Source organism: Longimonas haloalkaliphila (assembly GCF_055379825.1).
In genome coordinates, this window is sequence record NZ_AP043948.1 from 812,373 (window position 1) to 837,921 (window position 25,549).

The window sequence follows — 25,549 nt, forward strand, 5'->3', positions numbered from 1 at the left end:
GGTTGATCTCACGATCTGTACTGCTGGAGAATAGGCCCGTTCTCTTTGTGAAAGCTCGTCTGAGTTTTGTCATGTACTGTGGGATAGAAGCCTTTAGTGAAAATAATACAGCAGAGAACTCTGCAATCATATCTAAAGATGAGGGAGACGGATTTAGTACCAGCGACGTTGGGAAGTCTGATGTTGCAGGCTGCGTTGGGGGTGCTGTTGGAGGAGGAATAGTCGGTGGAGGGGCAGGAGCAGCAACAGGCTGTGTTGCGGTTGGTGCTGGCGGCTCAGCCACGAGTGCGGCGATGCAAGTTCTGGATATGATCTGGTGATCTATCCTTTCAATTCTGAGGTAAGAAAAGTGTGATGGATAAGGGCTCCCTGACAAAACAAAAGACCAGCTCAGGTTGAAAGCAGAGAGCCCTTATCTGTACACTGGAGTCTCTGATAATGTTGATAACCGTTGTGACGTTCTCTACAATCGGATTGAAAAAACATACGATTAGCCATGGCTATTCTGAAAACAACGATTAACAAAATCAACAACCCGTTTCTCAGGGGTATCTTTGTCTTCCTCATGTTTACGTTCACTGCAATACCCGTAGCAGTTGGGACCTATGCGTTTCTTCCCGGTCCTACTGAAGGCGTCTCAGGTGTCGTCGGGGTCTTGATAGGATATGGCGCTGCCTTAGCGACATATCATGCTGGCATGTGGGATAAAGAAGAGCAGCAGGGATCTAACTGACTATACATCTCGCAGACTATACACTTGCATGCCTGAGGCAGACGATAAACCTGAACGCATGAAGCTGAAAGCAGTTTGGCACGCTGCCCCTGCAGGAGGCGCTCGCCCGCATCATCACGCACACGGCCTACCATGCCGGGCAGGCGCACCTGACGCTGAAGTACGGGGCCGCTTGACACCGTAAACGGGGAGACACCTTCTGCAATAAGACTGGGAGATGGGCGTGTGAAGATAAAAATAACGCACAGTCATCCTTCATTTCCATCAATGCCGCTACGAACCGCCATCGTAGTCCAATTTTCGCCGCAGCGGCGCTCGCTCTCGCCTGCAAACCAAAACCCAAACAGGCTCTTGCGGTATCATTGTGGATTGATTTCAGAGATACGTAGCTGTCCGGAGCTGTAGTTGTCGTTTTCGCTGTAAGTGCCCACCCATACAGCGTACGTTCCGCTTTCGGGCGAGGGAAACGAAACGAGCGCGTTGGTTCCGCGTCCACCGTCATCATCACAGACCCAGGATCCACCCGGTGTGCGCACCACCATCGTGGTATCAATATCCTCATCGGTGTACAGGTATAGCGAGGACGAGCCGGCACGGTAGGTCAGCGTTACGTCAGGACCCTGCGAGGCGACGTATCCGCGACATGCGGTGCCCGACACCGGATTGCTGGTGTTTCCACCCATCACGATACCAACGCTGTATGGATCGGGCCAGAACCCTGCATCAAGCGAGACCGCCTCATACGTCGGGCTGGTCTGCCAGTTGAGCGGAGACGAAGATGCTGTATTGCGAGATGTCGAAACCGGGTTGTTCTGCGTGGTGGCGCCCTGTCTGGCATCGGTTACCAGCCGCGAACTGAGCTCGGTTATCGAGATGGTAGCTTCCGGTGTGCCGGCACTGCTGCTGTAGGTGCCGACCCAGATATTGTAGTTTCCATTCTGAGGATTGTCAAACGTCAGCCGGGCATTGGTACCCGCGCCGCCATCGTCGTCGCATACCCACTCTCCATTGGGCGTATAAACGAGAAGCGTTACGTCAGAATCAGAGACGGCCTCGATGTACAGCGGCAGCGACCCGCTGGTATAGTTCAGGTCCAGGTCGGGAGCGTCAGGAGATACATACCCATTGCAACCACTCTGAGATACGCGAAACGGACCACCAGCCCGCACGGGGTGCGTAGACGGGTCCGGTGAAAACCCGGCGTTTAACGTGACCGTCCCGTACATGGGAACGCCCATCCAGTTAGGCATATCTTGCGCATGCAGCGTGGCCGTAGACAGCAGGAGCAGCGCCCCCACAGTTCCAAGTTGAATAAAGAGTGATCGAGGGGGGGAAGAAAAAAGCATAGCAGTGTCCGTTTGTGGTGGGGAAGGCCATCGCTAAGAGCAGTGCTATAGCGGGCCGGGTATCTTTACAATATGTATGTAAAAGAATAACAACTAATCTACGCGGCGATCTTTAACCGGATGAATCCACTTTGGCTACTTAGGGGTGCGCCTTTGGATGAGGAACAGGGCCAGCGCGAGATATTTCGGCACAGGCAGAGTGCAACATCCGGTGGCAATCAATGTCATACCGGGCTGAAGAATCACATCTGGGTGCGGTAAACGCAAAATCCAACAAAAGGAAGCGCTTCGCATCCCACATAGAAATGCCTTCACACGAAGATCGTACCAACTTTCGTCGTGTCTTCCTATGTTAACATGTTGTGCTACCGTCTCACTGTACCTTCTGCGAGCTTATGGCTGATGCCGATCGTTCTGCCCTTATCACTGCTGATACCCATGGGGCCCGCACCCATACCTGCGGAGATCTCCGCCCGAACCACGAAGGCAACACCGTTGTCTTAAAAGGCTGGGTCGACACCCGCCGCGACCTGGGCGGCCTTGTATTTATCGATCTGCGCGACCGTTACGGCATCACACAGATCATCTTCAATCCGCAGGTCAACGAAGCGGCCTACGAAACCGCGCAAGAGCTTCGCAGCGAAGACGTCATCTCCGTACGCGGAACCGTATCGGTGCGCGACGAGCGGTCGATAAATCCCAACATGGCCACCGGTCACATTGAGGTACAGGGGGATGCGCTCGATGTGCTCAATGTGAGCGATACACCGCCCTTTGTTGTATCTACCCAGGACGAAACCCGGGTCGACGCCAACGAAGACCTGCGCCTGAAGTACCGCTACCTCGACTTGCGCCGTCCCCATCTACAGCGCAACCTGGAGCTGCGCCACCGCTTCTATCAGACCACCCGGCGCTTCTTCGACCAGCACGACTTTCTGGAGGTTGAAACGCCCGTCCTCATGAAGTCGACCCCCGAGGGCGCGCGCGACTTTCTCGTGCCGAGCCGCCTGCACCCCGGCCACTTCTACGCGCTGCCGCAGAGTCCGCAGACGTACAAGCAGGTCCTGATGGTCTCGGGCTTTGATCGCTACGTGCAGATCGTGAAGTGCTTCCGCGATGAAGACCTGCGCGCCGACCGCCAGCCCGAGTTTACGCAGGTGGATGTGGAGATGACCTTTGCCACTGAGGAGCAGGTGTACGACCTGATGGAGGGCCTCATGACCGACCTCTGGGCCGACCTGAAGGACACGGAGATCGACACGCCGTTCCCGCGCATGACGTACGACGAAGCGATGCGCACCTACGGCTCCGACAAGCCCGACGTGCGATTCGACCTGAAGCTGCAGGACGTGAGCGACTCGTTTGCAGGGTGTGGATTCCGCGTATTCGAGTCGATCCTCGACGACGATGGACGCATCATGGCACTTCCCGTGCCCGGCGAGGGGGATCGTGGACGCGGAGCAATGGACCGCCTCACGGACTACGTGACGGGTACGATTGGTGCAGCCGGGCTCATCTATATTCAGCAGGGCGAAGATGAGGAGGCGCCTTCGTGCAACGTAAGCACCAATGCCATCCCGCAAGAGAACGTGGAAGCGGCCTTCACCGCTGCAGGCGCCGCAGCGGGCGACCTCGTGCTGCTTATGGCCGGCCCCACACCCACGGTGTACGAGCAGGCCGGCGCCCTGCGCCTCTACATGGCCGACGACCTCGGGCTGCGACCGGAACCCGGCGAAGGCCCGGATCGCTTTCTGTGGGTCACCGACTTCCCGCTGCTTGAGTGGGATGAAGAGGGACAGCGCTATGCACCAATGCATCACCCGTTTACCGCGCCCAAAGACGAGCATCTCGACCGCCTCGACGACGATCCCGGCGCGGTGGAAGCCCGTGCCTACGACCTCGTGCTGAACGGTCATGAGATCGGCGGCGGCTCCATTCGTATCCACAACCGCGAAATGCAGGCGCGCATGTTCGACGTGCTCGGCATCGATGCGGAAGAGGCGGAGCAGCGATTTGGGTTCCTGCTGGATGCGTTCCGCTACGGCGCCCCGCCCCACGGCGGCATCGCGCTGGGACTTGACCGTCTGATCATGCTCATCGCCGGCGCCTCGTCGCTACGCGAAGTCATTGCCTTCCCGAAGACACAGAGCGCCAAAGAGCCTATGGTCGACTCCCCCGACACCGTCGACGACGAGCAGCTCGACGCGCTGCACATCGACACGGTGGTGCCAGACGACAAGGCGTAAGGCAGGCACAGACACCGCGAACGGAAAACTGCTCGCTCCACGACCACGGGCTCAACGGTCCCCCGTTGAGCTCGGGTTGTTTTGTTTGAGGAGGCGCCCGCCCCAACCAACTCTTCACCCTGTCGTTGGCGGTCCTGCGTCAGCACGTAATATCAACATGCAGCAAAAGTGCGGCACAGGGCCCCCTGCATCATGCGACTGTAATGGCCCATGTGCAATGTGTTGTACGTGTGGGAATGCGGCGCACGTACGGTCCGAACGGCTTCATCATGCAGGCTGCTAAAACCGCGTAAGCACATCTCACTGATGCTAAGTCAGAAGTACCCTCTCACCGTGTAAGGGGCGCCCCCACCTGTACGCTGTATACGCGTCTGAACGCCATTGAGAGGTCTACATGAGTGGTAAATTTGGGATGCGCCGTCTCTTTTGAAGAAGCAGAAAGCGGATCTGTCTTTCAGCCAAATTGTTCGCGCAATCAGATGCCAAGAAGGCATCTTCGGTGTCTGACATGCACACTGGTTGTATCACAGATCCCCTTAAAGCTATGAATTGGACTCACCGCCTTGCAGATCGCCCCGATGCCCGTCTTCTCGATCCATCGGACTATCCCGTTGACCGGGGCCCCGATAGTCCCCACGCCATTGTTATTGGAGCAGGTTTTGGGGGGCTCGCAGCAGCCGTTCGGCTGGGAGCACGCGGCTACCGCGTAACGCTCGTTGAACGTCTCAACCAGCCCGGTGGCCGTGCCCGCGTCTTTGAGCAAGACGGATTCACCTTCGATGCTGGTCCCACCGTTGTGACGGCGCCGTTTCTTCTAAAAGAGCTATGGGATCTTGCTGGACGCACCTTTGAAGACGATGTCACGCTTGCTCCGATCGACCCGTTCTACCAGATCCGCTTTGACGATGGATACCTTTTCGACTACACCGGAGACAAAGAGCGGATGATTGAGCAGATTCGGGACCTGCATCCGCCAGATGTCGAAGGCTATGAGCAGCTCCTGGATCGAGCAAAAGAGATTTTCGAGATCGGCTTCGAGAAGCTGGGACACGTTCCGTTTGGGAGGCTTTCGGATATGCTGAAGCTTATTCCGGCAATGACTAAGCTGGAGAGCTACCGATCCGTGTATGGCTTTGTATCGAAATTTGTCGAGCATGAAAAGCTGCGGCAGGTGCTCTCTTTTCACACCCTATTGGTCGGCGGCAACCCCTTTGCCACCTCGGCTATCTACGCTATGATCGCCTACCTTGAGCGCCACTGGGGCGTGTGGTATGCGATGGGGGGCACGAACACGATCGTTCATGGACTCTCCAGCCTCATCGATGATTTGGGAGGAACGCAGCGCTACGGCGCAGAGGTCAACCAGATTTTGGTAGACGGATCTGGGCGAACGGAAGGCGTTGAGCTAACCTCCGGTGAAACAATCGAAGCCGATCTGGTCGTGTCCAATGCTGATGTTGGGTGGACGTATCGCCACTTGATCGACGAGGCTGATCGTTCGACCTGGACGAATCGGCGCGTCGAGACTATGGATTATTCGATGAGCCTGTTTGTCTGGTACTTCGGCACCGACCGGGTCTATGACGATATCGAGCATCACACCATTCTGATGGGGCCGCGCTACCGGGAGCTCCTCAGAGACATCTTTGACCGGAAAGATCTGGCAGACGACTTCAGCCTCTACCTCCACCGCCCGACGAAGACGGACGCCTCGATGGCTCCCGATGGGCATGACGCGTTCTACGTGCTCTCGCCGGTGCCTCATCTGGATAGCAAGACAGACTGGAGAGACGAAGCTGAGGTCTACCGGCAGAAAATTGAAGACTACTTGACTGATACAATGCTACCCGATCTGGGTGAGCACCTGGTGACCAGCCGAATGATGACGCCGCGCGAGTTCAAGGCAGACTATAAGAGCTTGAAGGGGGCGGCCTTCTCCGTAGAGCCGCGTCTGATGCAGAGTGCCTGGTTTCGTCCGCACAACGAAAGCGAGGATGTTGAAGGACTCTACTTTGTAGGAGCCGGCACGCATCCAGGCGCAGGGCTACCAGGCGTGATCTCATCGGCTCGCGTGCTGGATACCGTAGTGCCTGATCCGGGCGAGTTGGTGCCGCGCAACCGGGCCAGCGTAACCGTGTAATGCCAGAGCTGCTTGGGCAGCTCAGAGGGCAGCCTCCTCTTCCCGATATCCGCACCCAGTCGTTCAGCGAGACGTTCTCCTTCTCAAGGAGAACGTCTCGCTGGGTTTGATAACGCGCATATGCATCTTGCAGGGCGCGGTGCTTACGGAACGTACCAGATTCCGTGCTCGCGGTCGAGCCACGCGCCGACAATAATGTGGGGAAGCGCGATAATGCTGACAAAGATGCTGTAGAACGCAACCAGTCCGGCCCAGAACGGAGCGCCGCCGAGCGGAGACGGAAACAGCACGTAGAGCCCTGCCATCAGGCCAAACGTACCCAGGCTTCCAATCATGAAAGTTCCCCCCGACTTAAAGCGTGCCATGAGAGCAGGCTCACCGCGGTCTGCCGACCCATATGCGTCATCTCCTGTCGCTACAGCACGTGCAACCTGGCGAAGAGAGTACCAGAACGGAAAATAAAGCCCGACGGCGATGAGGACGGGGACGAAGGTGAAGTAAGCGACAAGAAGTGCTGTTTCTGCTGCATCGATGCCCCATGAAAAAAGGTCGCTTGCGTAGGTATAGCCCAGTCCGAGATGCAGGAGAACGGCACTGCCATACCCGAGAGCCAGCGTGGTGCGTACTGTTTCTACGTTAGCACCTGCAGAGGCCAGAGCACCAGGCTCAAAAATGTTTACCATGTACTGACTGAAAAGGAGAAACGTCTCGGGCCAGGCGATCATGGGTACGATCATTACCGCACCGCCCCGTACCGTTGCTGCCAGGGCCCGTTGCAAGGAGTGGCGAAGATGGGTGCTGCCTGTTGTGGCATCCAACACATGAACACCTCCCTGTCCACCTTTAACCATCGCTACGGTAAGGGCAAGCCCAAGCCCAAGAACCGGATTCCAGAAGAGAAGCCCAACGAACAGCGCAATCGCCACAGTAAAGAGTACCACATACCGGGCTGCAAACGAGAGCGGGCGGTTCCACAGGTTATTGGCATGCTCAAACCCGCCATGAGGCAAGTTCATGGCTACCATACCGATCAGGTAGACAATGCTCTGCGTTTCGATTGAGAAGTGAACTCCCGCCAGGTTGAGCCCGGCAAAAGTGAGAGCAAGAGCAATCAGCAAACCACGAGACACCCAGAGGAGCGTGCTGGCTGCCTGACGCTGCGTCTTAACCTGTTGGTCCTGTGGCGATTTACGGGGGATGCGGGATGGTGCTTGTGTGGGAGCAACCTGATGGGCAGACATAGACACAAAGACGGATAGTGAGCAGGGGACAGCGCGTTATCCTATGGAAAAATGAATCACATCCAAGAGTAAAATTGAAATCCATTCTACATGTGCCTACATGCGTGCAAAAACACCGTCAACGCAGGAGGTTGTCACATATGTCAAGATATGCTGTACCACACGACCTGACCACGCGCGTACCGGTCAGGAGACAAGGGACTCCTGGTGGCGGAGCAACCAGCGAAGTGCAACGAGGAGTCGTTGCGCTCAGAAGATTGCTATCTTATCCATCTGCGCTGACTTTCCGCTGCCGATCACCGCTGCGCCACGTAATGCCATACAAGTCCTACAGCGATCAGTGCGAGGCCGCTCCCCCAGATGATAGGCTCGACCCAGAAGGCCAGTCCCAGACAGCCAAGCAGGCCGCCCCACGCCACCACCGGCGGGTAGAGCCGGTCTGTCGCTGAGAGTTGAAGCGCCGACAGGTTAGTGAGTGCGTAGTAGATAAGGACAGTGAACGCGCTGAACGTCCAGGTGGTGCGCACATCACCAATCAGCGCCAGTCCGAAGATGAGCGCTCCGATAGCGAGTGTGGCTACGGTAGGCGTGGTGTGGGATGCGTTGAGGCGGGTAGTGGCTTCGGGCATATCGCCACGGCGTCCCATCGCCAGGAGCACGCGCGAGAGGCCCAGCAGCAGGTTCAGGAGCACGCCGAGCATGGCGGTGCAAGCCCCAATGGTGATAATTGCGGTGCCGCCCGGCAGCGCCAGCGCCTGCACGGCTGCTTCGAGTGGAGACGCGGCATCGGTCGCAGCACCGAGCCCACTGGCTCCAATTGCAGCCACGCCTGTAGCGGCCACGCCGACGTACAGCAGCGTGACCACCACCATCGTAATCACAATAGCACGGGGAATGGTACGGCGGGGATTCTGTACCTCCTCGCCCAGGGTGGCAATGCGCCCGTATCCCGTAAAAGCCACAAACATCAGGGCTGTTGCATGGAACAGCGAGGCGAGCATGCCCTCGTCTTCGGCCGGATCGAAAAACGGATCGAAGAATTGCGCGGTGCCCTCGGTAGAAACGGTTGTTGTGGTGCCGCCAATCACGAAATAGGCAAGCGTAGCCAGCGTGACCGATACGATCGCCATGTTCGTCCAGTTAGAGCGCCGGATGCCACTGAGCACCACGCCAGTAAGAACGACGATCGCCGCCAGGGCAACCGGCACCAGCCACCCGGTAGGTCCCCCCAGCGCGCCGAGCAGGTACCCCGCAAACCCGAGGGCCGCGGTGGCTGCCGAGGCGCTCTTTGCCGCGAGGTACATCCAGCCTGCGGTAAATCCGAAAGGGGCTGAAAGGTATTTGTATCCGTACTCGTACGTGCCGCCACTTACCGGATGGTTGGCGGCCAGCTGCGCGCTGCTAAACGCGTTGCAAGAGGCCACACACGCCGCCAGCGCAATGGCCAGCATCACCGCCGGCCCGGTAATCCCCGCGGCAATGCCGATGCTGACAAACACGCCGGTGCCGACCATGGACCCAAGTCCAAGGAGCACGGCGCCGGGAACGCCAATGGCTCGGATGAGACGGGGGGAATTATTGGAGGCGGGCATGGCGAAGTAGATTCAGGAGAGATCGATGAGGTCGCGAAACGGCACACGGATAGCGGCAATGAGAAGTTCATTCGTGCTCATGCATGTCAAGGCCAGGCCGCGTAGCCCACAAAGGGGTTTCCTGCATTGCGCAAGCCTTCCTGCCCAACCGCGTCCTGTAGCAACGTTAGATTTGTATGTCATGTCTATCAGTACTGCTTGCACATGAAGTCCTGCTTGCACATGCGAGAGCGACCGTGTATACTTTGTGTGATACAGGCTATTCTATCTATTTCTCCGCTGCACACAGTCTTCCATGTCCATATCATATACGTCGTACGTCCATGCCCTTGTCATACAAGGCGTGCTCATCGCAATATTATTGACAGGGAGCCCGCTCGTCGCATCCGCCCAGTGCACCGATCACTTCCTGGATACGCGAGACATCGTGCTCGACCAATCGGAGCAGCTCCTCGGCCCAATCCAGAGCGCAACGATGTTGCCGAACAGACAGCTCGCCGTTGTGACAGGAGATCCGGGTGTGTTTCTTTTTGAGGAGGACGGTACGTTTATCCGTCAGCTGGGAGACCCGGGGCAGGGGCCCTTTGAGTACGGAAACCCGTCGATCGTTCGTGCCCACGGGGAAAACATTGCAGTGTGGGACGGGGGGCAGTCCGTTCAGGTGCGAGGCGGCGATGTTGCCAGCGGAGGCGCTGGTGGTATGAAGATCATTGTGTATCGCACCGATGGAGCGCCGGTTGACGAGTTTAGCGGCATTACATGGTCGGTGTCGGACTTCGTGATCAGTGATAGCGTGGTGTATACGTATCAGAGCGGGGCGCGAAAGCCGTTTGTGCGCGCCTGGGATACCGAGCTGCGCGAAGAGGTTGACCTGGGAATGAATGAGGCGGCGACGATAGAGCGTGTGGCGCTGCATATGCAATCGGGAAGCGGAACGCTTGCGCACTCTGGCGACCACCTGCTGTTCATGGATCCGAGCGTGTCTGCCCTGCAGCGATACGACCTTGCCTCAGAAACGGCTGACAGGCTTGCGATAGACGACCCAGCGTTTCGACTTGGCGCGCTCAATGTGGATGGTCAGGACGGGCTAAATGCCGATCCGTTCGCGGCGCTGGCGTTTGGGATGGAAAGTAGTAGCAGCTATCGAACCGTTGCAACCGACAACACCATCCTTGCTATTCTCAAGCATGGGCGTGTCACGTACGACCCGCCCCTTGTCCAGGACGGTCGTCCGAATCCCAATGCCGAACTGGATACCTTTGACCGCTACCTGCATGTGCATCGTTTCGAAGATGCGGGCGAGGCGGAGGCATGCGAACGCATCGACATTGATCCGGAAGCAACCCAGACCGATGCTCCCATCGTGGGGCCAACGCCCCAGGGCTTCCTGTACCTTGAGCAGCGGATGAACGAGGGCGACATCGACTACGTGCTCCGTGCGTTCTCAGACTCCGAGTAGAGAAAACGCGCTACGATGCATCGTGCCACGACACACCCTGCTTACGACGCATCACGCATGCTGCCATACTCACGCAGCTCAAGCGTGAGCTCTTCGCGCCAGGCGCGGTAGATGGTGACGAGGATAGCGGTGGCCGGCACGGCGATCAGCAGCCCGAATATCCCCATGAACGTACCGAACACCAGCAGGGCAAACACGATGAGCACTGGATGCAAGCCCATCTGGTAGCTTAAGATTTTTGGCGTCAGGAACGACTGCTCCAGCAGTTGCTGCAGAAGGATGGCGACCAGCACGATTACCATATCCATGACCCCGCCGAAGGTCAGCGCTACGAGTCCGCCAATCACCATGCTCACGATAGCGCCAAGTCGGGGAATGAAATTGAGCACGCCCGTCAGCAAGCCAATCAACAGCCAGAACGGCACGCCCAAAAGCACCAGCGCAATCGACACGTTAACCGCTGCAATGAGGCTGATAATCAGCTGTCCACGCAGGTAGGTACCGACAATGCCACCGGCCTCCACAATATAGTCGCGGCGTCCGTTAGCGGTCGGAAAGAGGCTGACCAGTCCGTCGCGGATGAAGGGGTAGTCCTTGAGCGTGTAAAACAAGATAACTGGTACCAGCGCCAGTATTGTAACCAGCCCCAGCACAGATCCGAGCGAAGCCAGCACCTCTTCGAGCGCGCTGGGGAGGCGGCGTGCCTGCCGCTGCACAAAGTCGGTTACCTCGCGGATGATAACCTCCCGATCAATCACTCCGGCGCCTTCCAGTTCGCCCACAACCGGCGAGGTCGCCAGCCACGTTCGCAGGGCCTCCAGCGCCCCCAGCGACTGACGCGACAGCCGGTCGACCTGGTCTACAATGTTGGGTACGATGAGCACGATGCTGGTGATGAAGAGCCCTACGACCAGTGTGGTCACCGCCATCGATGAGACCCAGCGCGGAATCCGGTAGCGACGGTCGATGCGTGTGACGATGGGGTGCAGCAGGTAGGCCAACAGGTAGACCGCTACAAACGGAATGAGGATGGTGCTTGCACGCAGGATCGCCCAGATCAGCAGCAGCACGCCGCCGGACAACAGCAGCGCACGGGCCGATGACTTGTGACGTACGGGCCACAGCAGAAGCGCACCGGCCAGTGCAACCAGTGGCGGGCTCAAGAATGAGCCGGGCCGCGGAAACTCCATCTCGTAGAGCATGACGAGCAAGAGTGCAAGCCCGCCAATCAGCAAGATGATCTCGTGCGTGCGGGTATTACTTAACCAGGTGCCAGACGACGCGCCGTCATCGGTAGACTCCGATTCGGAGGGGGATGGTTCGGGCGAAGACGAGGAAGCCGGTTCAGCAGTAGACATAAGGTGCGTATCCACCAGAACAGAGGAGCAAGTTACACATAGCGCCAGAGCCAGAGGGAGCACACGGCGTGGGCACAGGTACACAGAGAAAACGCGTAGAGGTCCTGTTACCCCCCTTACCATCACATGCCAAACACGGCCCCCTTCGATCCGGCAGTGCTGCGCCGTCCGGGTACGGTGCTGCTCGACACGGCCCGCTCCGATTCTGAAAACGAGCACACCTGGCTCTTCACCGACCCGGTGACGGTGTGTAACGCATCGACATATGCTGAAGTGCCACAGGCGCTACGTTGTGCGCAAGAGGCGCTCGACCAGGGGCAGTACGTGGCCGGATACGTGGCGTACGAAGCAGGCTACGCGCTCGACCCGTCGATCCGGGCGGCTGCGCCCCCGCACGATGAAGACGATGGGCCGCTGGTGTGGCTGGGGGTATACGATGCGCCCCAGGTGTGGCCCGCAGCGGCGGCGCATACGGCGTGGGACGACGTAGCACCGCGTTCGCCCCAGCATGCCCGGTTTGGCTGGCCGGAGGCAGACTACCGCGAGGCGTTCCAGGCGGTCAAGCAGCACATCCACGCGGGCGATGTCTACCAGATCAACCTTACCGGACCGGTCGATCTCGACGTGCCAGACGATCCGGTGGCGCTCTACGCACACATGCGCCGCCAGCAGCCCGTGCCGTACGCGGCATACATCGAAACCGGCACGCGAACCGTGCTCTCCGCCTCCCCCGAACTCTTTATTCGCCGCACGGGCGAGCGTGTGATAACGCGCCCTATGAAAGGGACCGCCGCGCGCCCGCCCACCGCCGAGGCCGACGAGCAAGCCATCTCGGCACTGAAGGCCGATGCTAAAACGCAGGCCGAAAACCTGATGATTGTGGATCTGCTCCGTAACGACCTGTCGGTATGCTGTACGCCGGGGTCGGTGCGCGTGCCCGAGCTGTTTGCGGTAGAGCGGCATCCGACGGTGTTGCAGATGACCTCTACGATCGAGGGGCGCTTGCAGGCCGGCATCGCGCTTCCCGATCTGTTTGGGGCGCTCTTTCCGTGCGGGTCGGTCGTGGGCGCGCCGAAGCTGCGTGCCATGCGCATCATCCGCACGCTGGAGCCGGCTCCGCGCGGGGTGTACTGCGGCGCCATCGGGTGGGCCGGACCCAACGAGAATGCAGCATTTAGCGTTGCCATCCGAACCGTCGAGATCGGTCCGCAGGGCGCCCGTATGGGCACCGGGGGCGGGCTCGTGTGGGATTCCGATGCCGACGCCGAGTACGCAGAGTGCAAGCTCAAGGCCCGGTTTCTGGTGGATGCGGGCGACCCTGCCCCGCTGACGCGCCCCACGCTCATCGAAACGATGCGCTACGACGGAGCAGACATCTCGCTGCTCGACCGCCATTTGCACCGGCTTGCGGCGTCGTCGCGCTACTTCGAGATTCCCGTCGACCTTGATGCGGTGCGCGAAGCGATTGCCGCTACCTGCGCGGCGCTGCCCGACGCGCCTCACATGGTACGTGGCACCCTCGGCCCCCAGGGCACATGGCAGAGCACCACCCGCCCGCTCGACCCGGCGCCCGATCGTCCGTGGCGGCTTACGCTGAGTCCTGTTCGGGTTGCTCCCGGCGACATACGGCTGCATCACAAAACGACGGCCCGCACGCCATACGACGAGGCTGCTGCCTTCGCACGGGCCCACAACTGCGATGAAGCGCTGCTACAGTCCACCGAAGGATACATCACCGAGGGCGTGCGCAGCAACGTCTTCATCGAACGCGAGGGCACGCTTTACACGCCCCCGCGGTCGAGCGGGCTGCTGGGGGGCGTCTACCGGGCCCACGTGATCGACACCCGTACCGACGTGCGGATCCAACCGCTTACCGTCGAAGATCTGCGCAGGGCCGACGCGATCTACTGCTGCAATGCCGTGCGTGGGTGGCGATCCGCGCAATGGGTGGAGCCGGAAACGGTAGAGGCGCTGTAGCCTGTGCATTCGACAGACCCCGAGTTCGGGGGCAGGCGAGAGGGGTACTATGCTCGTTAAATCGCCCACCCGTCTATCTCCCCACCCGTCAACGAAGCGTACAGGGCTGGGAGCTGCCTCTCTCCGAAAAGACACACCACAAAAAAACGCCCGCCCCCTCTCAGTGAGGAAGCGGGCGGATGCTTAAGCAGCATGAGCTGTAACGGCGTGGGCTGCCTAAAAGCAGCGTCAGGCTTAGAACCTGTTTTGATTTCTTAATTTGGGCACCCCAGGAGTACTTCCTCCCTGTGGTCGGGGCGCTGCGATCGGCTCCGCTGGGCTGGGGCCGAAGGTCATGCCCCTGGTGCAAATTGGGCCCCGATGTTGGCCCGTAGTCTCACTACGAACCTCCATCGAGGTCCAATTTTCGCTGCAGCGGCGTTCGCTCTCGCCTGCAAACCAAAACCCAAACAGGTTCTTAGTCAAGCGCCTTCTCGATCAGATGACGCAGGTGGGCGGTGTGGGCCTGCGTTTCTGCGTTCACGTCCGACTTGCCTGCAATGAGGTCGTCGACCTGCTGCAGGCTACGTAGCGCCGCAGAGCGGGCTACATAGTCGTACGACGTGTTGGTGTCTTCGTCGAGCACCGCCGAGAGGCCGCGCACGTACTCTACCTGCAGGTTCTGGCGGAACGTGTTCACGTTCCCTGGGGCGTCGTCTTCGAAGATCGCCATCGTAAGATCATCCATATACTCGGCCAGCGGATAGGTATTGCCGTAGAGGCGAGCATCCGTCATGCGAGTGAGCACATCGGGGTGCAGAATGTGCGCGAGGACCATGCGCTGCATGCTGAGCGCGCGGGCGTGGATCTTCGGGTCTTCGGAGCTACCAAAGAAGTTGAACCCGCGCCGCTGCTGCTGCAGATGATTATAGATCTCGTTCGGAATATCGAACGCATCGGGAGCAAACAGGTGCGTGCGCAGCAGGTCGAGCGCCGCCTCTTGCTCGGCGCGTGGCACCGGCGTAAACGGCTGCGTAGCGCCGGGCTGTCCGATCATGGCGCGTTCGCGATAGACGCCGCCGATGAAGCGCGAGGCCGCGTTCACGGCGCTGCCCATCTCACCCGTCAGGATCAGGTAGGCGTTGCGGAGCGGCTCGTACGAGCCGCCGGGCTCGTCGTACTTGTCGAGCAGCGAGGCCATCGTCTCCGACAGAATTCCGAAGCGCTCCTCGGCATACGCGACCGGGTCGCTCGATATGGTATTGATCATAACGCGCGGGTCGATCGCCTTGCCCGGACTGCGCATGTCGTCGGCGTCGTTGCCGAAGGCCAGCTCCGGCTCGGTGGAGCGGTTCAGGTGTGCGGTCATCCGGTCGTCGTCATCGAGCGACGGGTCGTATCCAAACTGAATAGCCCACGTGTCGTACGGACCCGGATGGTCGATGTAGTAGGTCTCTTGCGCATCGATGTTATCGGTCAGGTGCACGGCAGGGTAGTCCATTACCGACCCGATGAGGCCGTTCTCGGCGATCGCCTGCGGGTCTTTCAGCTCCTCGGGCGAGAGCAGGTTGTGCGCCTGCATGTTGTGGTTAAGGCCAAGCGTGTGGCCCACTTCGTGGAGAATCAGGTAGTAGAGCGCTTGCTCAAAGTAATCGGTGATCTGCAGCTCCGACGCATCCTGCGCGTGCAGCACCTGCAGTCCGGTAAGCAGATTCTGCTGCATGGTGGTGCCCAGCGTGCAGCCGTCGTGCGGCGTGTGGCCCGCTTCGGCATCGTGCGCGTGAAGCTCGGTGAGCGACTGCTGCGCCCAGTCGGGCAGGGCAGCCGCGTCGAAGAGATCCTGCTGACGGATCCGGTTGGTGAGGTAGACGAACTCAAGCATGACGTCGGAGCCGATGATCTGCCCGGTGCGGGGGTTCACAAAGCTCGGGCCGTAGCCGCCAAAGGGCGGCGTGGGCGAAGACGTCCACCGCAGCACGTTGTAGCGAATGTCGCCCGCTTCCCAGTCCGCGCTATCAGGCTGCACCTTCACCTCGATCGCGTTCTCAAACCCGGCGGCTTCGAAAGCCTGGTTCCAGGCGAGGGTTGCGTCTCGAATGATCGGGCGGATCTCCTCGGGCGTGGTGTTTTCAATCCACCACACGATAGGCTCAACCGGCGCCGAGCGCTCCGCCTCCGGATCTTCCTTCACCAGGTGCCATCGGTTGATCATGTCACGGTAGGGCGTAGCGCTTGTCGAGGTCTGGTCATCGACCTGCTGCATGAAGTAGCCCACCCGCGGATCGTCGAAGCGCGGCGTGTAGTCGTTGTCGGGCATCTCGATGAGGCTGTGCTGCACGATAATGCCGACCGACCGGGCGTCGGTCACGGCGCTTCCGCCACCGGACTGCGGGAGCGGGTTGTCGTACACGTACTCTACCGTAAGGTCGGTATTCTCGGGGAAGTTCTTGACGCTCTGGTAGCGCGTTTTGCTGCCGTTCAGACTGCCCAGCGAAAAGCTACCCGGACGCTGCAGCGGCGAGGGCGTTGGCTTTACCTGATGCAGCGCCTCGCTCAAGAAAAGCTCATCTGCGCTGATGAGATAGCGTCCGCCACCGGTCGTGTCTTGAGCCACGATCTCCTGCGAGGCCAGGCGCGCCGGCGTGATGTTCGCCTCGGAGGCACGGCTCAGCGCATTATCCGGATCGAAGAAGAACGAGGTGTTTACCTTCTCAAACTCGATACGGTCGTAGTACCGCTTGATAGCGAACACTTCGTTGTCGCGAAACTGACCGCGAAAGTGCCCCGCTACGGGGGCTCCGTCTTGCGTGAACGTGAAGTAGATATACTCCTGGTCGAGCTGATCTTCGCGGATCAGCATCTGCAGCGAGCCATCGGTCGTGTCGCGATAGAGCGTGAAGAGGCCCTCCAACTCCTCCGCCGCTTCCACGGCTTCGTCAATGTCGGAGGTGGGCTCGGAGGGGGCGTCGGGCGTGTCGTTGGTCGTCACGCCACGTGGCGCACATCCGGCCATCAGCAGCGCGAGAAGCGCTACCATGGAAATAAAACGGGAAGCAGCAGGCATAAGGCGAGCAGGTCTGTGAGGCTGTAACAAAAGAATCGGTAGCTATACAATATATAAAATAGGCAGGCGGATGCACACGCGCTGCTATGAATGACACGTGGATGTTGCAAATAGGAAATCCTTGCCTCAGAGAAAAGCGTATGCTCGCGTAAGAGCCGGGTCGCCGCATCCCAACAGTTGAAAAAGTGCGCTGTAGTGTGTATGGTATACGCACGGTATGGAGCAACGTCCTCTGCTCTTTCGACCGGTCTCTGCCATTTGGCCCCCGCCACCCGAGCCCTGCCACCCAAGCCGCCACCCAGCTTTCCACGTTGCTCACTCCTCATCGTCGACCAACTAACCGCTGTATCCCTCTATGCGAACCGCCTCATCTTCGACCGGATCTCCGACCTGGACCGCGCCCCGCGGCCTGCTTGTCGGCGCGCTCCTCCTGCTTGTCCTGCCATGGGTCGCCACGGCCCAGTCGCCCGACGACCGCGGCACCCGCCTGCTGCAGGCGCCCAGCGTGCATGGCGAGACCGTTGTCTTTGCCCATGCCGGTGAGATCTGGCGCACCACCACGAATGGCGGCGACGCAGAGCGCATCACCAGCTTCCAGGGCGTGGCGTCTCACCCGCACCTGTCACCCGATGGCGAGCATGTCGCGTTCTCAGGGCGCTATAATGGCCAGACGGATGTCTACGTGGTGCCGCTCGCCGGAGGTACACCCGAGCGCCTGACCTACCACCCGGGCACCGACGCCGTGCAGGGCTGGGCGCCCGACGGCACCCGCGTCGTGTTTGCCTCGGGACGCGACGCCGCGCCATCGTCGTACCAGCGCTTCTGGACGATCGATACCGAAGAAGCTACTCCCGAACCGCTCCCCATTCCGCGGGGCGACGTGGGCGGGTTCAGTCCCGACGGCGAACGCTTTGTCTATCAGCCCATCTCGCGCTGGCAAGACCACTGGCGCGGCTACCGGGGCGGGCAGGTGCATCCGATCTGGATTCTGGATATGGATACCTATGAGCATACCGAGCTGCCGTATGAGGAAACGGTCGACACCGCCCCGGTCTGGGCAGGCGACACGGTCTACTTCCTTTCAGACCGGGCCGACGACATGGTCATGAACGTGTATGCATATGACCTGAACACCGAAACCCTCACGCAGCTCACCACGCACAGCGACTTCGACGTGAAAGCGCTTGATGTAGACGGCACCACGCTCGTCTACGAGCAGGGCGGCTACCTGCATCGCTACGACCTGGAGCGCGACGCGCATACGCCGCTTACGGTGACGGTACGCGGCGACCTGCCGTGGACACAGCCGCACTGGACGGGCGTGCAGGCAAACGTGATGAACGCAGGCATTTCGCCCAACGGCGTACGGGCGGTGTTTGAGGCACGCGGCGAAATCTTTACGGTGCCGGCCGAGCACGGCTCGTGGCGCAACATCTCGAACGCCTCGGGCGCAGCCGACCGCTACCCCGCCTGGTCGCCCGACGGCAGCCAGATCGCGTGGTTCTCGGATCGCAATGGCGAGTACGCGCTCAAGATTGCTCCGCAAGACGGACGCGGGGATCTGCGCACCATCGACCTGCCTGAGGCGTCGTTCTACTACCATCCGCAGTGGTCACCCAACAGCGAGCACCTGCTCTTCACCGATGCCGACCGTACCCTCTGGCTTCTCAACGTCGAATCCGAAGACCTGACGCGTGTCGATAACGACCTCTACGCGCATCCCGAACGCTCGCTCAACCCGTCGTGGTCGCCCGATGGCGAATGGATCGCCTACGCGAAGCGCCTCGATAGCCAGTTCCGCACCGTATACGCCTACTCGCTGAACGACGATGAGCGCATCGCGATGAGCGACGGCATGGCCGATGCGGTACATCCGGTGTGGGATGCGAGCGGCAAGTATCTCTACTTCATGGCCAGCACCAACTACGGACTCAGCACCGGCTGGCTCGACATGAGCGCCTACGACGACCCGCTCGACCGGGGCGTGTACGTGACCGTGCTTGCACGCGATGAACCCTCGCCGCTTCAGCCCCGCAGCGACGAAGAAGCCGCCGCCGATGCCGAGGCAGGAAACGACGACGAAGTCGACGTCCGCATCGACCCAGAGGGGCTCGGCCAGCGGACCCTTGCGCTCGACCTGCCCGAGCGTCCGTATATGAGCCTTGCTGCAGGATCGGCCGGGACGCTCTTCATTGGCGAGGCGGTGCCGAACCAGCCTGGCCTGCGCATCCACCAGTACCAGTTGGATGCGCGCGAGGCGCAGCCCTTCCTGGAAGGGGTAACGCAGTTTGACGTGTCGCACTCGGGCGAGCAGGTGCTCTACCAGGCCATGGGACAGTGGGGCATTGTGCCCACTGCACAGCCGCCTTCGCCGGGCGACGGGGCGATCGACCTGTCGGGCCTGCAGATGCAGGTCAACCCGCGGGCTGAGTGGCAGCAGCTCTTCGACGATGCCTGGCGCTTCAACCGCGACTATCTCTACGTGGATAACTATCACGGCGCCGACTGGGACGAGGTGCGCGCCTTGTACGAGCCGTGGCTCGACCACGTGCACCACCGCGCCGACCTCAACTACGTGCTGGCGCTCATGATCGGTGAGCTCTCACTCGGCCACACCTACGTCGGCGGCGGCGACATTCCCGACGGCGATGGCCCTGGCACCGGACTGCTGGGCGCTGACCTCGTGGCCGATGGCGACCGCTACCGCATCGAACGCATCTACGACGGCGAGCAGTGGAATCCGGGACTGAATGCGCCGCTGCGCACCCCTGGAATAGACGTGGGGGCGGGCGACTACATCCTTGCTGTGGAAGGCCGAGCGCTGACCACCGACATGAATCCGTACGCACCCTTTGAGGGCACCGTAGGCCGCCCTATTGCGCTGCTTATCAATGACGAGCCCACTACAGAGGGCGCCCGCGAAATCACCGTAGAGCCCGTGGCAAGCGAAGCCGGATTGCGCACCCGTGCCTGGGTGGAAGACAACCGCCGCTACGTCGAAGAGCAGTCCGACGGAGCGCTTGGCTACGTGTATGTGCCCAACACCGCTCAGGCTGGTTACGAGTCGTTCAACCGCTACTACTTTGCGCAGCAAGATCGTAGCGGCATGGTGATTGACGAGCGCTTCAACGGAGGGGGATCGGCTGCCGACTACATGGTCGACATCATGGCCCGTGAGCTGCATGGCTTCTTTAACAATCCCATTGGCGACCGCACGCCCTTCACCACGCCGGGCGCTGGCGTGTGGGGGCCGAAGGTGATGATCGCTAACGAAGCCGCAGGCTCGGGTGGCGACCTGCTGCCCTACATGTTTCGGCGCATGGAGGTCGGGCCCATCGTAGGGCGTCGCACCTGGGGCGGACTCGTAGGCATCTGGGATACGCCGCCCCTCATCGATGGCGGGTTCTTTACCGTGCCACGCGGCGGCTTTCTGGATCTGGATGGCAACTGGGCCGTCGAGAACGAGGGCGTTGCGCCTGACATCCCGGTGGTGCAGACCCCGCGTGAGGTCATCGAGGGCGGCGACCCGCAGCTCGATCGGGCGATTGAGGAAGCCATGATGCTTCTGCCAGAAGACGATCCGATCATCGAAGAGCCGGCCCCGCCTGTACGTGCCCCCCGTAGTAACCAGTAGGGCGCCAGAACACCGGTCTAAACAACCGCATTTTGTATTTGGAGCATGAGTCGGCCTGTGGGGGCTTTGTCCCCTACGGCACATGCACGGTGAGCCGGGCGCCGATGCCAACAACCATTGTGTTAAACTCCGTTTCAACGCCCACCCGGCTGATGAGCGTAACGTGCAGCTGACTGTTCTCCCCCCGGCTGAGAGCGGGCGTACGCACGAAGAGGCGTCCGCCTGCGGTGCGCTGCCGAAACGATGCGGCGTCGGCATCGCCTACATACTCGCCGAGCTGCAGCCGCAGCCGCTGCCAGTAGGTGCCCAGGCTCATGCCCCACCCGTGGTCCGCCGAAGGGTGCAGCAGACGGCGCTGCGCGCGACGCTCCTCCGGGTTGACGGGCGCGGTGCGCATCATGAGCTGCTCGCTGGTGGGCTCCGAAAGCGCGCAGCCGCCAAGTACGAGGCCGAGCACGAGGCAAAGGAGAGGGCTGCGCCTCCCCCTGAATAGTTTCTGGCTGAATGGTTTCTGGGTTGACAGCAGCATGCAGCGAACGGGCATTGCAGATCGGACGTATGCAAGCATCAAGACGCTGCCAAGTATAGCGCAGCGCCGCCTGCCACGCAATTTGCCGTCCCGCCGTCCATGGCCGACCTCGTTACCATCGCGCAGTTCAACGCCCCGCACAACGCCCACTTTGCCCGGATGCAGCTCGAAGACGCAGACATCCCGTGCCGCATCATCCACGAAGACATGACCGGCCTCACGATGTTCTTTTCGCGGAAAGCCGGCGGCGTGAAAGTGCAGGTGCCTGCCGGGTTTGAAGACGAGGCACGCGAGGTGCTGGCCGATCTGATGGAGGAATGAGCAAGAGTCAGGGGGATGCGGGGCGCAAAAGCCAGTGCTGTAGGGTATAGGGGCGCCTACGGGAGCGATCTGTCCGTATCAGGCTCTTAGAACTCGCGCAGGTGCAGCCTCTCGTCTTCGCATCAACACCTGGATGCGATTTCGCGGGCGAGATAGCATCCAGGTTCTGCCTGGGGCGCCTGCGGCGCGCCTACACGGCCTTGGTGGCTGAGAAGTGGGTTGTTCGGGGGCCGCGTGTGCCCTATCATACAGGCACGCCGCTCCGCATCCCGTACGCTACCTGTTTAAGCGCATTATCTGCCTGTGTCCGATTCCTCGTTAGATCGCCGCGTGGTGGGGGCCTGGTCGCTCTATGACTTTGCGAACCAGACCTTTACCACACTGGTTGTTACGTTCGTCTATGCCACGTTCTTCACCGAGGTGATTGCGACCGACTCGGTAACAGGCACCACGCAATGGTCGTGGGCGGTGGCCATTTCGGCGATCCTGGTGGCCGGACTGTCGCCCTATCTCGGGGCTATGGCCGATCGCGGGGGCTATCGCAAGCGGTTTCTGTTTGTGGCGACCGTGGTCTGCATCGCCGGATCGGTGGCGCTCTACTTTCCGACCGAGGGCGAGGTGCTCTTTGCGCTTTCGGTGTTCGTGGTGGCCAACGTGGCGTTTGAGATCTCGTATGTCTTCTACAACGCCTTTCTGCCGGAGATCGCCTCGTCGAAAAATATGGGGCGCGTATCGGGGATCGGCTGGTTTGTGGGCTACATCGGCGGGCTACTCGGATTGATCGTGGCGCTGTTTGTGTTTGTGTTTCCAGAGCCGCCGCTCTTCGGGATGAACCCCGACACCGGACAGCACATCCGCGCTACGAATCTGCTGGTGGCGGTGTGGTATGCCGTGTTTGCAATTCCACTCTTTCTGGTCGTGCCCGAGCCGAAGCGAGGCCTGTTCGACGGTGACGACAACGATGGACTGATCCGTGCTACCAACAGACAGCTGAAGTCTACCTTTCAGTCGATTCGGCGCTACAAGAATACGTTCTGGCTGCTGGCGGCGCGCTTCTTCTATAACGACGGGATCGTGACGATCTTCGCGTTTGGCGGCATCTACGCCGCTGGCACCTTCGGATTCACCACCGAGGAGATCATTATCTTTGGCATTGCGCTCAATGTGGCAGCGGGACTGGGCGCGTTTGCGTTTGGCTACATCGACGACTGGATCGGGGCCAAGCCGACAATCCTCATCAGCATTGTGGGGATTTCAGGGGCGGTGATCCTGGCGGCCCTGGCTCCGACCGAGACGTGGTTCTGGGTGGCAGGCATCCTGCTCGGGCTGCTCGTAGGTCCCAATCAGGCCTCAAGCCGTTCGCTGATGGCACGCTTTACGCCGCCTACGAAAGAGAACGAGTTCTTCGGGTTCTTCGCCTTCTCGGGCAAGTTGACCGCGTTTATGGGCCCGCTCTTGCTGGGGTGGTTTACCTCGGTCTTTGCGAGTCAGCGGATCGGCATCACCACGGTGCTATTCTTCTTCATCGTGGGGGGCACGCTGCTGCTCCGCGTCGATGAGGACGAGGGGATACGCATGGCCGAGGAACTGCCCTCCGATGTAAAGGCTGACGATAGTGATGCCACCCAGGTCGACGATACGGCCGGCTCCAGCCAGTAAATAAAGCCCGTTCACCGATAACAGCGCAGCCTGGCTTCGTAACACGGGTTCGCAGTTTGCCACGAGGCTTCGTTTATTTACATATACTTGCTTGTCCTTCGCTAATAAGCCTTCGACGCCACGTATGTCCTTACTTCGCTACTGTGCCCTCGCCGCTATACTGGGTGCCTGGGTGCTCCTCGCGCCGCACGCGTGGGCCCAAGACGGTATTCAGCCCGCCGACTACTACCACACCGTTGGCGTTAGCCAGGTGGCGCTCTCGCCCGATGGCTCGCTGCTCGCCTTCACCCGCACCGATCGCAAGGAGGCCGATAACACCCGCCACCGCACCGTCTGGATGCAGGAACTCGTAGACGGCACGCCCGATGGTGAACCATTTCGGTTTACGGATGCGAGCGTGCAGTCCTTTAATCCGCGCTGGTCGCCCGATGGCGACGTGCTGGCGATTCAGTCGCAGCGGGGCGACGACCCCAACACCATTCGCTTTCTGCGGGTAACCGCCCCCGGGGGCGAGGCCTTTCAGATTGAAGGCGTCGATCGTCCGCCCGTGTGGAGCCCCGACGGCAGCCAGATCGCGTTCGTGCGTGCCCCCGACGATGATCTGGAGGCTGAGGAAGAGAATGGCCTGAATGGCGACGAGGCCGAACACATCGCGCCGGATGCTATCACATCCACCCTCGACACCACGCGCTTCGACGGACACGTCATCACCTACATGAACTACAAGCGCGACGGCACCTCCGACTGGCTTCCCCACCCCGAGCACCGCGACAAGCGACAGCTGCATGTGGTGGATGCCGAGGGCGGCGACCCGGTCGTGCGCACCGACCTGCCCTACCACGTGCGCAACGTAACGTGGCACCCCGACGGCGAAACCATCTACTTCGTGGGCGACCCGGATGAAGACGACCCGTTTAGCATGGAGCCGACCGCCAACCTCTACGTGCTGCACGCCGACAGCGACACGCCCGAACTGCTGCTGGAGATGGAAGGCGGACAGAGCAGTCCCGCCGTTGCTCCCGACGGCGCGCACCTGGCGTTTCAGCACACGGCGGAGCGCGGCGCCCCAACGAACATCCACCGCGTGGCGCTAAACGGCAACGGGACTGCCAGCAGCGAACCGCAGAACCTGACACCCGCGTGGGACCTGCGCCCCGGCAGCCCGCACTGGAGTGCTGACGGCACGCAGGTGCGCTTTTCCGCGCAGACCCGGGGCGACGCGCATCTCTTTGCTGTAAACGCCACCGGCGGATCGGTAGAGCAGGTTACCGACGGGGCGCGCCGCCTCGGTAGCATCTCCCCCGACGATGCAGACAACTGGATGGCCTACACCGCTACCGATGCGGTGACGCCTGCCGAAGTGTTCATCGCCCGTCCCGACGGCTCCGATGAAACGCAGCTTACCGCCTTCAACGAAGAGTGGATGGCCGATCGCACCGTACAGCCCGCCGAACCGATCACATGGACCGTCGAAGACGGTACCGAAATCGAGGGCTGGGTCATCAAACCTGCCAACTACGATCCCGATGAATCATACCCGATGGTGCTCAAGATCCACGGCGGTCCGCACGCGGCGTACGGCAACACCTGGTTCCAGACGTTCCACGCGCTGTCGGGCTCCGGCATGTTCGTCTTCTACCCAAACCCGCGCGGCTCCTCGGCCTACGGACATGACTTCATGTACGCGACCCAGGGCGAATGGGGCCTGATGGATGAGGAGGATTTCATGACGGGCATCGATGCGGTGCTTGACGAGTACGACGCCATCGATCCGGAGCGCATTGGCGTATCCGGCGGCAGCTACGGCGGCTACATGACCAACTGGCTCACCGCCCGCTTCCCCGACCGCTTTGCCGCAGCCGTTACGAGCCGCTCGATCTCTAACTGGGAGAGCATGTACGGCACCTCCGACGCGCAGGGCCTGATGGAGTGGGAGTTCTTCGGCTACCCGTGGGAAGAGCGCGACCTGTACCGCGAGATCTCGCCGCTCAGCTACGTCGAGAACGTCGAAGCGCCCACGCTGATCATCCATAGCGAAGAGGACTACCGCACACCGATGCCCGAGGGCGAACAGTGGTTTATGTCGCTCATCAAGCAAGAGGTGCCGGTGGAGTTTGTGCGCTACCCGCGCTCCTCGCATGGCCTCTCGCGCACCGGCGAACCATGGCTCTTAGTCGACCGCATGGAGCGCCTGCGCAGCTGGTTCGACCACTGGCTGGCGGAGTAGTAGGCGATCTGATTGGGACATAGTTTAGGGGATGCGCACGGCTC

Annotated in this window: 15 protein-coding genes; 9 read left to right on the forward strand and 6 right to left on the reverse strand. The window is 60.6% G+C overall.

The features are described from left to right. The first annotated feature begins 496 nt into the window (after positions 1–496). Positions 497–733: a hypothetical protein gene (locus ACZ48V_RS03210; protein ID WP_464541535.1), complete on the forward strand. Its 237-nt coding sequence runs from the start codon at positions 497–499 to the stop codon at positions 731–733. A gap of 359 nt (positions 734–1,092) precedes the next feature. Here ACZ48V_RS03210 and ACZ48V_RS03215 read toward each other — a convergent pair whose 3' ends face one another. Continuing rightward, positions 1,093–2,079 carry a hypothetical protein gene (locus tag ACZ48V_RS03215; RefSeq protein WP_464541537.1) on the reverse strand — a complete coding sequence of 329 codons (987 nt, stop codon included), beginning with the start codon at positions 2,077–2,079 and terminating at the stop codon, positions 1,093–1,095. 395 nt (positions 2,080–2,474) lie between these two features. Between ACZ48V_RS03215 and aspS the strand changes: the two genes are divergently transcribed. Together aspS and crtI are read left to right on the forward strand one after the other, a co-directional pair. After that, on the forward strand, positions 2,475–4,325 hold the full coding sequence (gene aspS, locus ACZ48V_RS03220) for an aspartate--tRNA ligase (RefSeq protein WP_464541539.1): 1,851 nt from the start codon (positions 2,475–2,477) through the stop codon (positions 4,323–4,325). A gap of 544 nt (positions 4,326–4,869) precedes the next feature. Continuing rightward, positions 4,870–6,465 carry a phytoene desaturase family protein gene (crtI, locus tag ACZ48V_RS03225; RefSeq protein WP_464541540.1) on the forward strand — a complete coding sequence of 532 codons (1,596 nt, stop codon included), beginning with the start codon at positions 4,870–4,872 and terminating at the stop codon, positions 6,463–6,465. Between the two features lie 143 nt (positions 6,466–6,608). Here the strand turns inward: crtI and ACZ48V_RS03230 are convergent, their stop codons facing one another. Then, positions 6,609–7,706: a Brp/Blh family beta-carotene 15,15'-dioxygenase gene (locus tag ACZ48V_RS03230; protein ID WP_464541542.1), complete on the reverse strand. Its 1,098-nt coding sequence runs from the start codon at positions 7,704–7,706 to the stop codon at positions 6,609–6,611. 296 nt (positions 7,707–8,002) lie between these two features. After that, the gene (locus ACZ48V_RS03235) at positions 8,003–9,298 is read right to left on the reverse strand and encodes an APC family permease (protein ID WP_464541544.1); all 1,296 of its coding nucleotides are present in this window, start codon (positions 9,296–9,298) and stop codon (positions 8,003–8,005) included. Between the two features lie 295 nt (positions 9,299–9,593). Here ACZ48V_RS03235 and ACZ48V_RS03240 point away from each other — a divergent pair, with 295 nt between their 5' ends. Beyond that, on the forward strand, positions 9,594–10,757 hold the full coding sequence (locus ACZ48V_RS03240; RefSeq protein ID WP_464541546.1) for a hypothetical protein: 1,164 nt from the start codon (positions 9,594–9,596) through the stop codon (positions 10,755–10,757). Between the two features lie 41 nt (positions 10,758–10,798). On the opposite strand, the gene ACZ48V_RS03245 is transcribed toward ACZ48V_RS03240, so the two are convergent. Then, on the reverse strand, positions 10,799–12,115 hold the full coding sequence (locus tag ACZ48V_RS03245) for an AI-2E family transporter (RefSeq protein ID WP_464541547.1): 1,317 nt from the start codon (positions 12,113–12,115) through the stop codon (positions 10,799–10,801). A gap of 126 nt (positions 12,116–12,241) precedes the next feature. Here ACZ48V_RS03245 and pabB point away from each other — a divergent pair, with 126 nt between their 5' ends. Further along, complete coding sequence (gene pabB, locus ACZ48V_RS03250; protein WP_464541549.1) at positions 12,242–14,092, forward strand: aminodeoxychorismate synthase component I; 1,851 nt, start codon at positions 12,242–12,244, stop codon at positions 14,090–14,092. 457 nt (positions 14,093–14,549) lie between these two features. Here pabB and ACZ48V_RS03255 read toward each other — a convergent pair whose 3' ends face one another. Continuing rightward, the gene (locus ACZ48V_RS03255) at positions 14,550–17,135 is read right to left on the reverse strand and encodes a zinc-dependent metalloprotease (protein ID WP_464541551.1); all 2,586 of its coding nucleotides are present in this window, start codon (positions 17,133–17,135) and stop codon (positions 14,550–14,552) included. A 355-nt stretch (positions 17,136–17,490) separates the two neighbouring features. On the opposite strand from ACZ48V_RS03255, the gene ACZ48V_RS03260 reads away from it, so the two are divergent. Next, complete coding sequence (locus ACZ48V_RS03260) at positions 17,491–20,769, forward strand: S41 family peptidase (RefSeq protein WP_464541553.1); 3,279 nt, start codon at positions 17,491–17,493, stop codon at positions 20,767–20,769. A 73-nt stretch (positions 20,770–20,842) separates the two neighbouring features. On the opposite strand, the gene ACZ48V_RS03265 is transcribed toward ACZ48V_RS03260, so the two are convergent. Then, positions 20,843–21,226 (reverse strand): hypothetical protein, encoded by a 384-nt coding sequence (locus ACZ48V_RS03265; RefSeq protein ID WP_464541554.1) that lies wholly within the window; start codon positions 21,224–21,226, stop codon positions 20,843–20,845. Between the two features lie 171 nt (positions 21,227–21,397). Here ACZ48V_RS03265 and ACZ48V_RS03270 point away from each other — a divergent pair, with 171 nt between their 5' ends. The 3 genes from ACZ48V_RS03270 to ACZ48V_RS03280 all read left to right on the forward strand — a co-directional run bounded on the left by ACZ48V_RS03270 (position 21,398) and on the right by ACZ48V_RS03280 (position 25,505). Continuing rightward, complete coding sequence (locus tag ACZ48V_RS03270; RefSeq protein WP_464541556.1) at positions 21,398–21,619, forward strand: putative signal transducing protein; 222 nt, start codon at positions 21,398–21,400, stop codon at positions 21,617–21,619. A 303-nt stretch (positions 21,620–21,922) separates the two neighbouring features. Next, a complete protein-coding gene (locus tag ACZ48V_RS03275) occupies positions 21,923–23,278 on the forward strand; it encodes an MFS transporter (RefSeq protein WP_464541557.1) in 1,356 nt (451 codons plus the stop codon). Positions 23,279–23,402: 124 nt separating this feature from the next. Further along, entirely contained in the window at positions 23,403–25,505 is a 2,103-nt protein-coding gene (locus ACZ48V_RS03280; RefSeq protein ID WP_464541558.1) for a S9 family peptidase, read from the forward strand. The last annotated feature ends 44 nt before the right edge of the window (positions 25,506–25,549 follow it).

Bases quoted from the DNA above. Each gene is read 5' to 3' on its own strand.
- crtI (WP_464541540.1), top strand. From the start codon at position 4,870: ATGAATTGGACTCACCGCCTTGCAGATCGCCCCGATGCCCGTCTTCTC.
- pabB (WP_464541549.1), top strand. From the start codon at position 12,242: ATGCCAAACACGGCCCCCTTCGATCCGGCAGTGCTGCGCCGTCCGGGT.
- ACZ48V_RS03255 (WP_464541551.1), bottom strand. From the start codon at position 17,135: ATGCCTGCTGCTTCCCGTTTTATTTCCATGGTAGCGCTTCTCGCGCTG.
- ACZ48V_RS03280 (WP_464541558.1), top strand. From the start codon at position 23,403: ATGTCCTTACTTCGCTACTGTGCCCTCGCCGCTATACTGGGTGCCTGG.
- ACZ48V_RS03235 (WP_464541544.1), bottom strand. From the start codon at position 9,298: ATGCCCGCCTCCAATAATTCCCCCCGTCTCATCCGAGCCATTGGCGTT.
- ACZ48V_RS03215 (WP_464541537.1), bottom strand. From the start codon at position 2,079: ATGCTTTTTTCTTCCCCCCCTCGATCACTCTTTATTCAACTTGGAACT.
- ACZ48V_RS03270 (WP_464541556.1), top strand. From the start codon at position 21,398: ATGGCCGACCTCGTTACCATCGCGCAGTTCAACGCCCCGCACAACGCC.
- ACZ48V_RS03240 (WP_464541546.1), top strand. From the start codon at position 9,594: ATGTCCATATCATATACGTCGTACGTCCATGCCCTTGTCATACAAGGC.
- ACZ48V_RS03245 (WP_464541547.1), bottom strand. From the start codon at position 12,115: ATGTCTACTGCTGAACCGGCTTCCTCGTCTTCGCCCGAACCATCCCCC.
- ACZ48V_RS03210 (WP_464541535.1), top strand. From the start codon at position 497: ATGGCTATTCTGAAAACAACGATTAACAAAATCAACAACCCGTTTCTC.
- ACZ48V_RS03230 (WP_464541542.1), bottom strand. From the start codon at position 7,706: ATGTCTGCCCATCAGGTTGCTCCCACACAAGCACCATCCCGCATCCCC.
- ACZ48V_RS03260 (WP_464541553.1), top strand. From the start codon at position 17,491: ATGCGAACCGCCTCATCTTCGACCGGATCTCCGACCTGGACCGCGCCC.
- aspS (WP_464541539.1), top strand. From the start codon at position 2,475: ATGGCTGATGCCGATCGTTCTGCCCTTATCACTGCTGATACCCATGGG.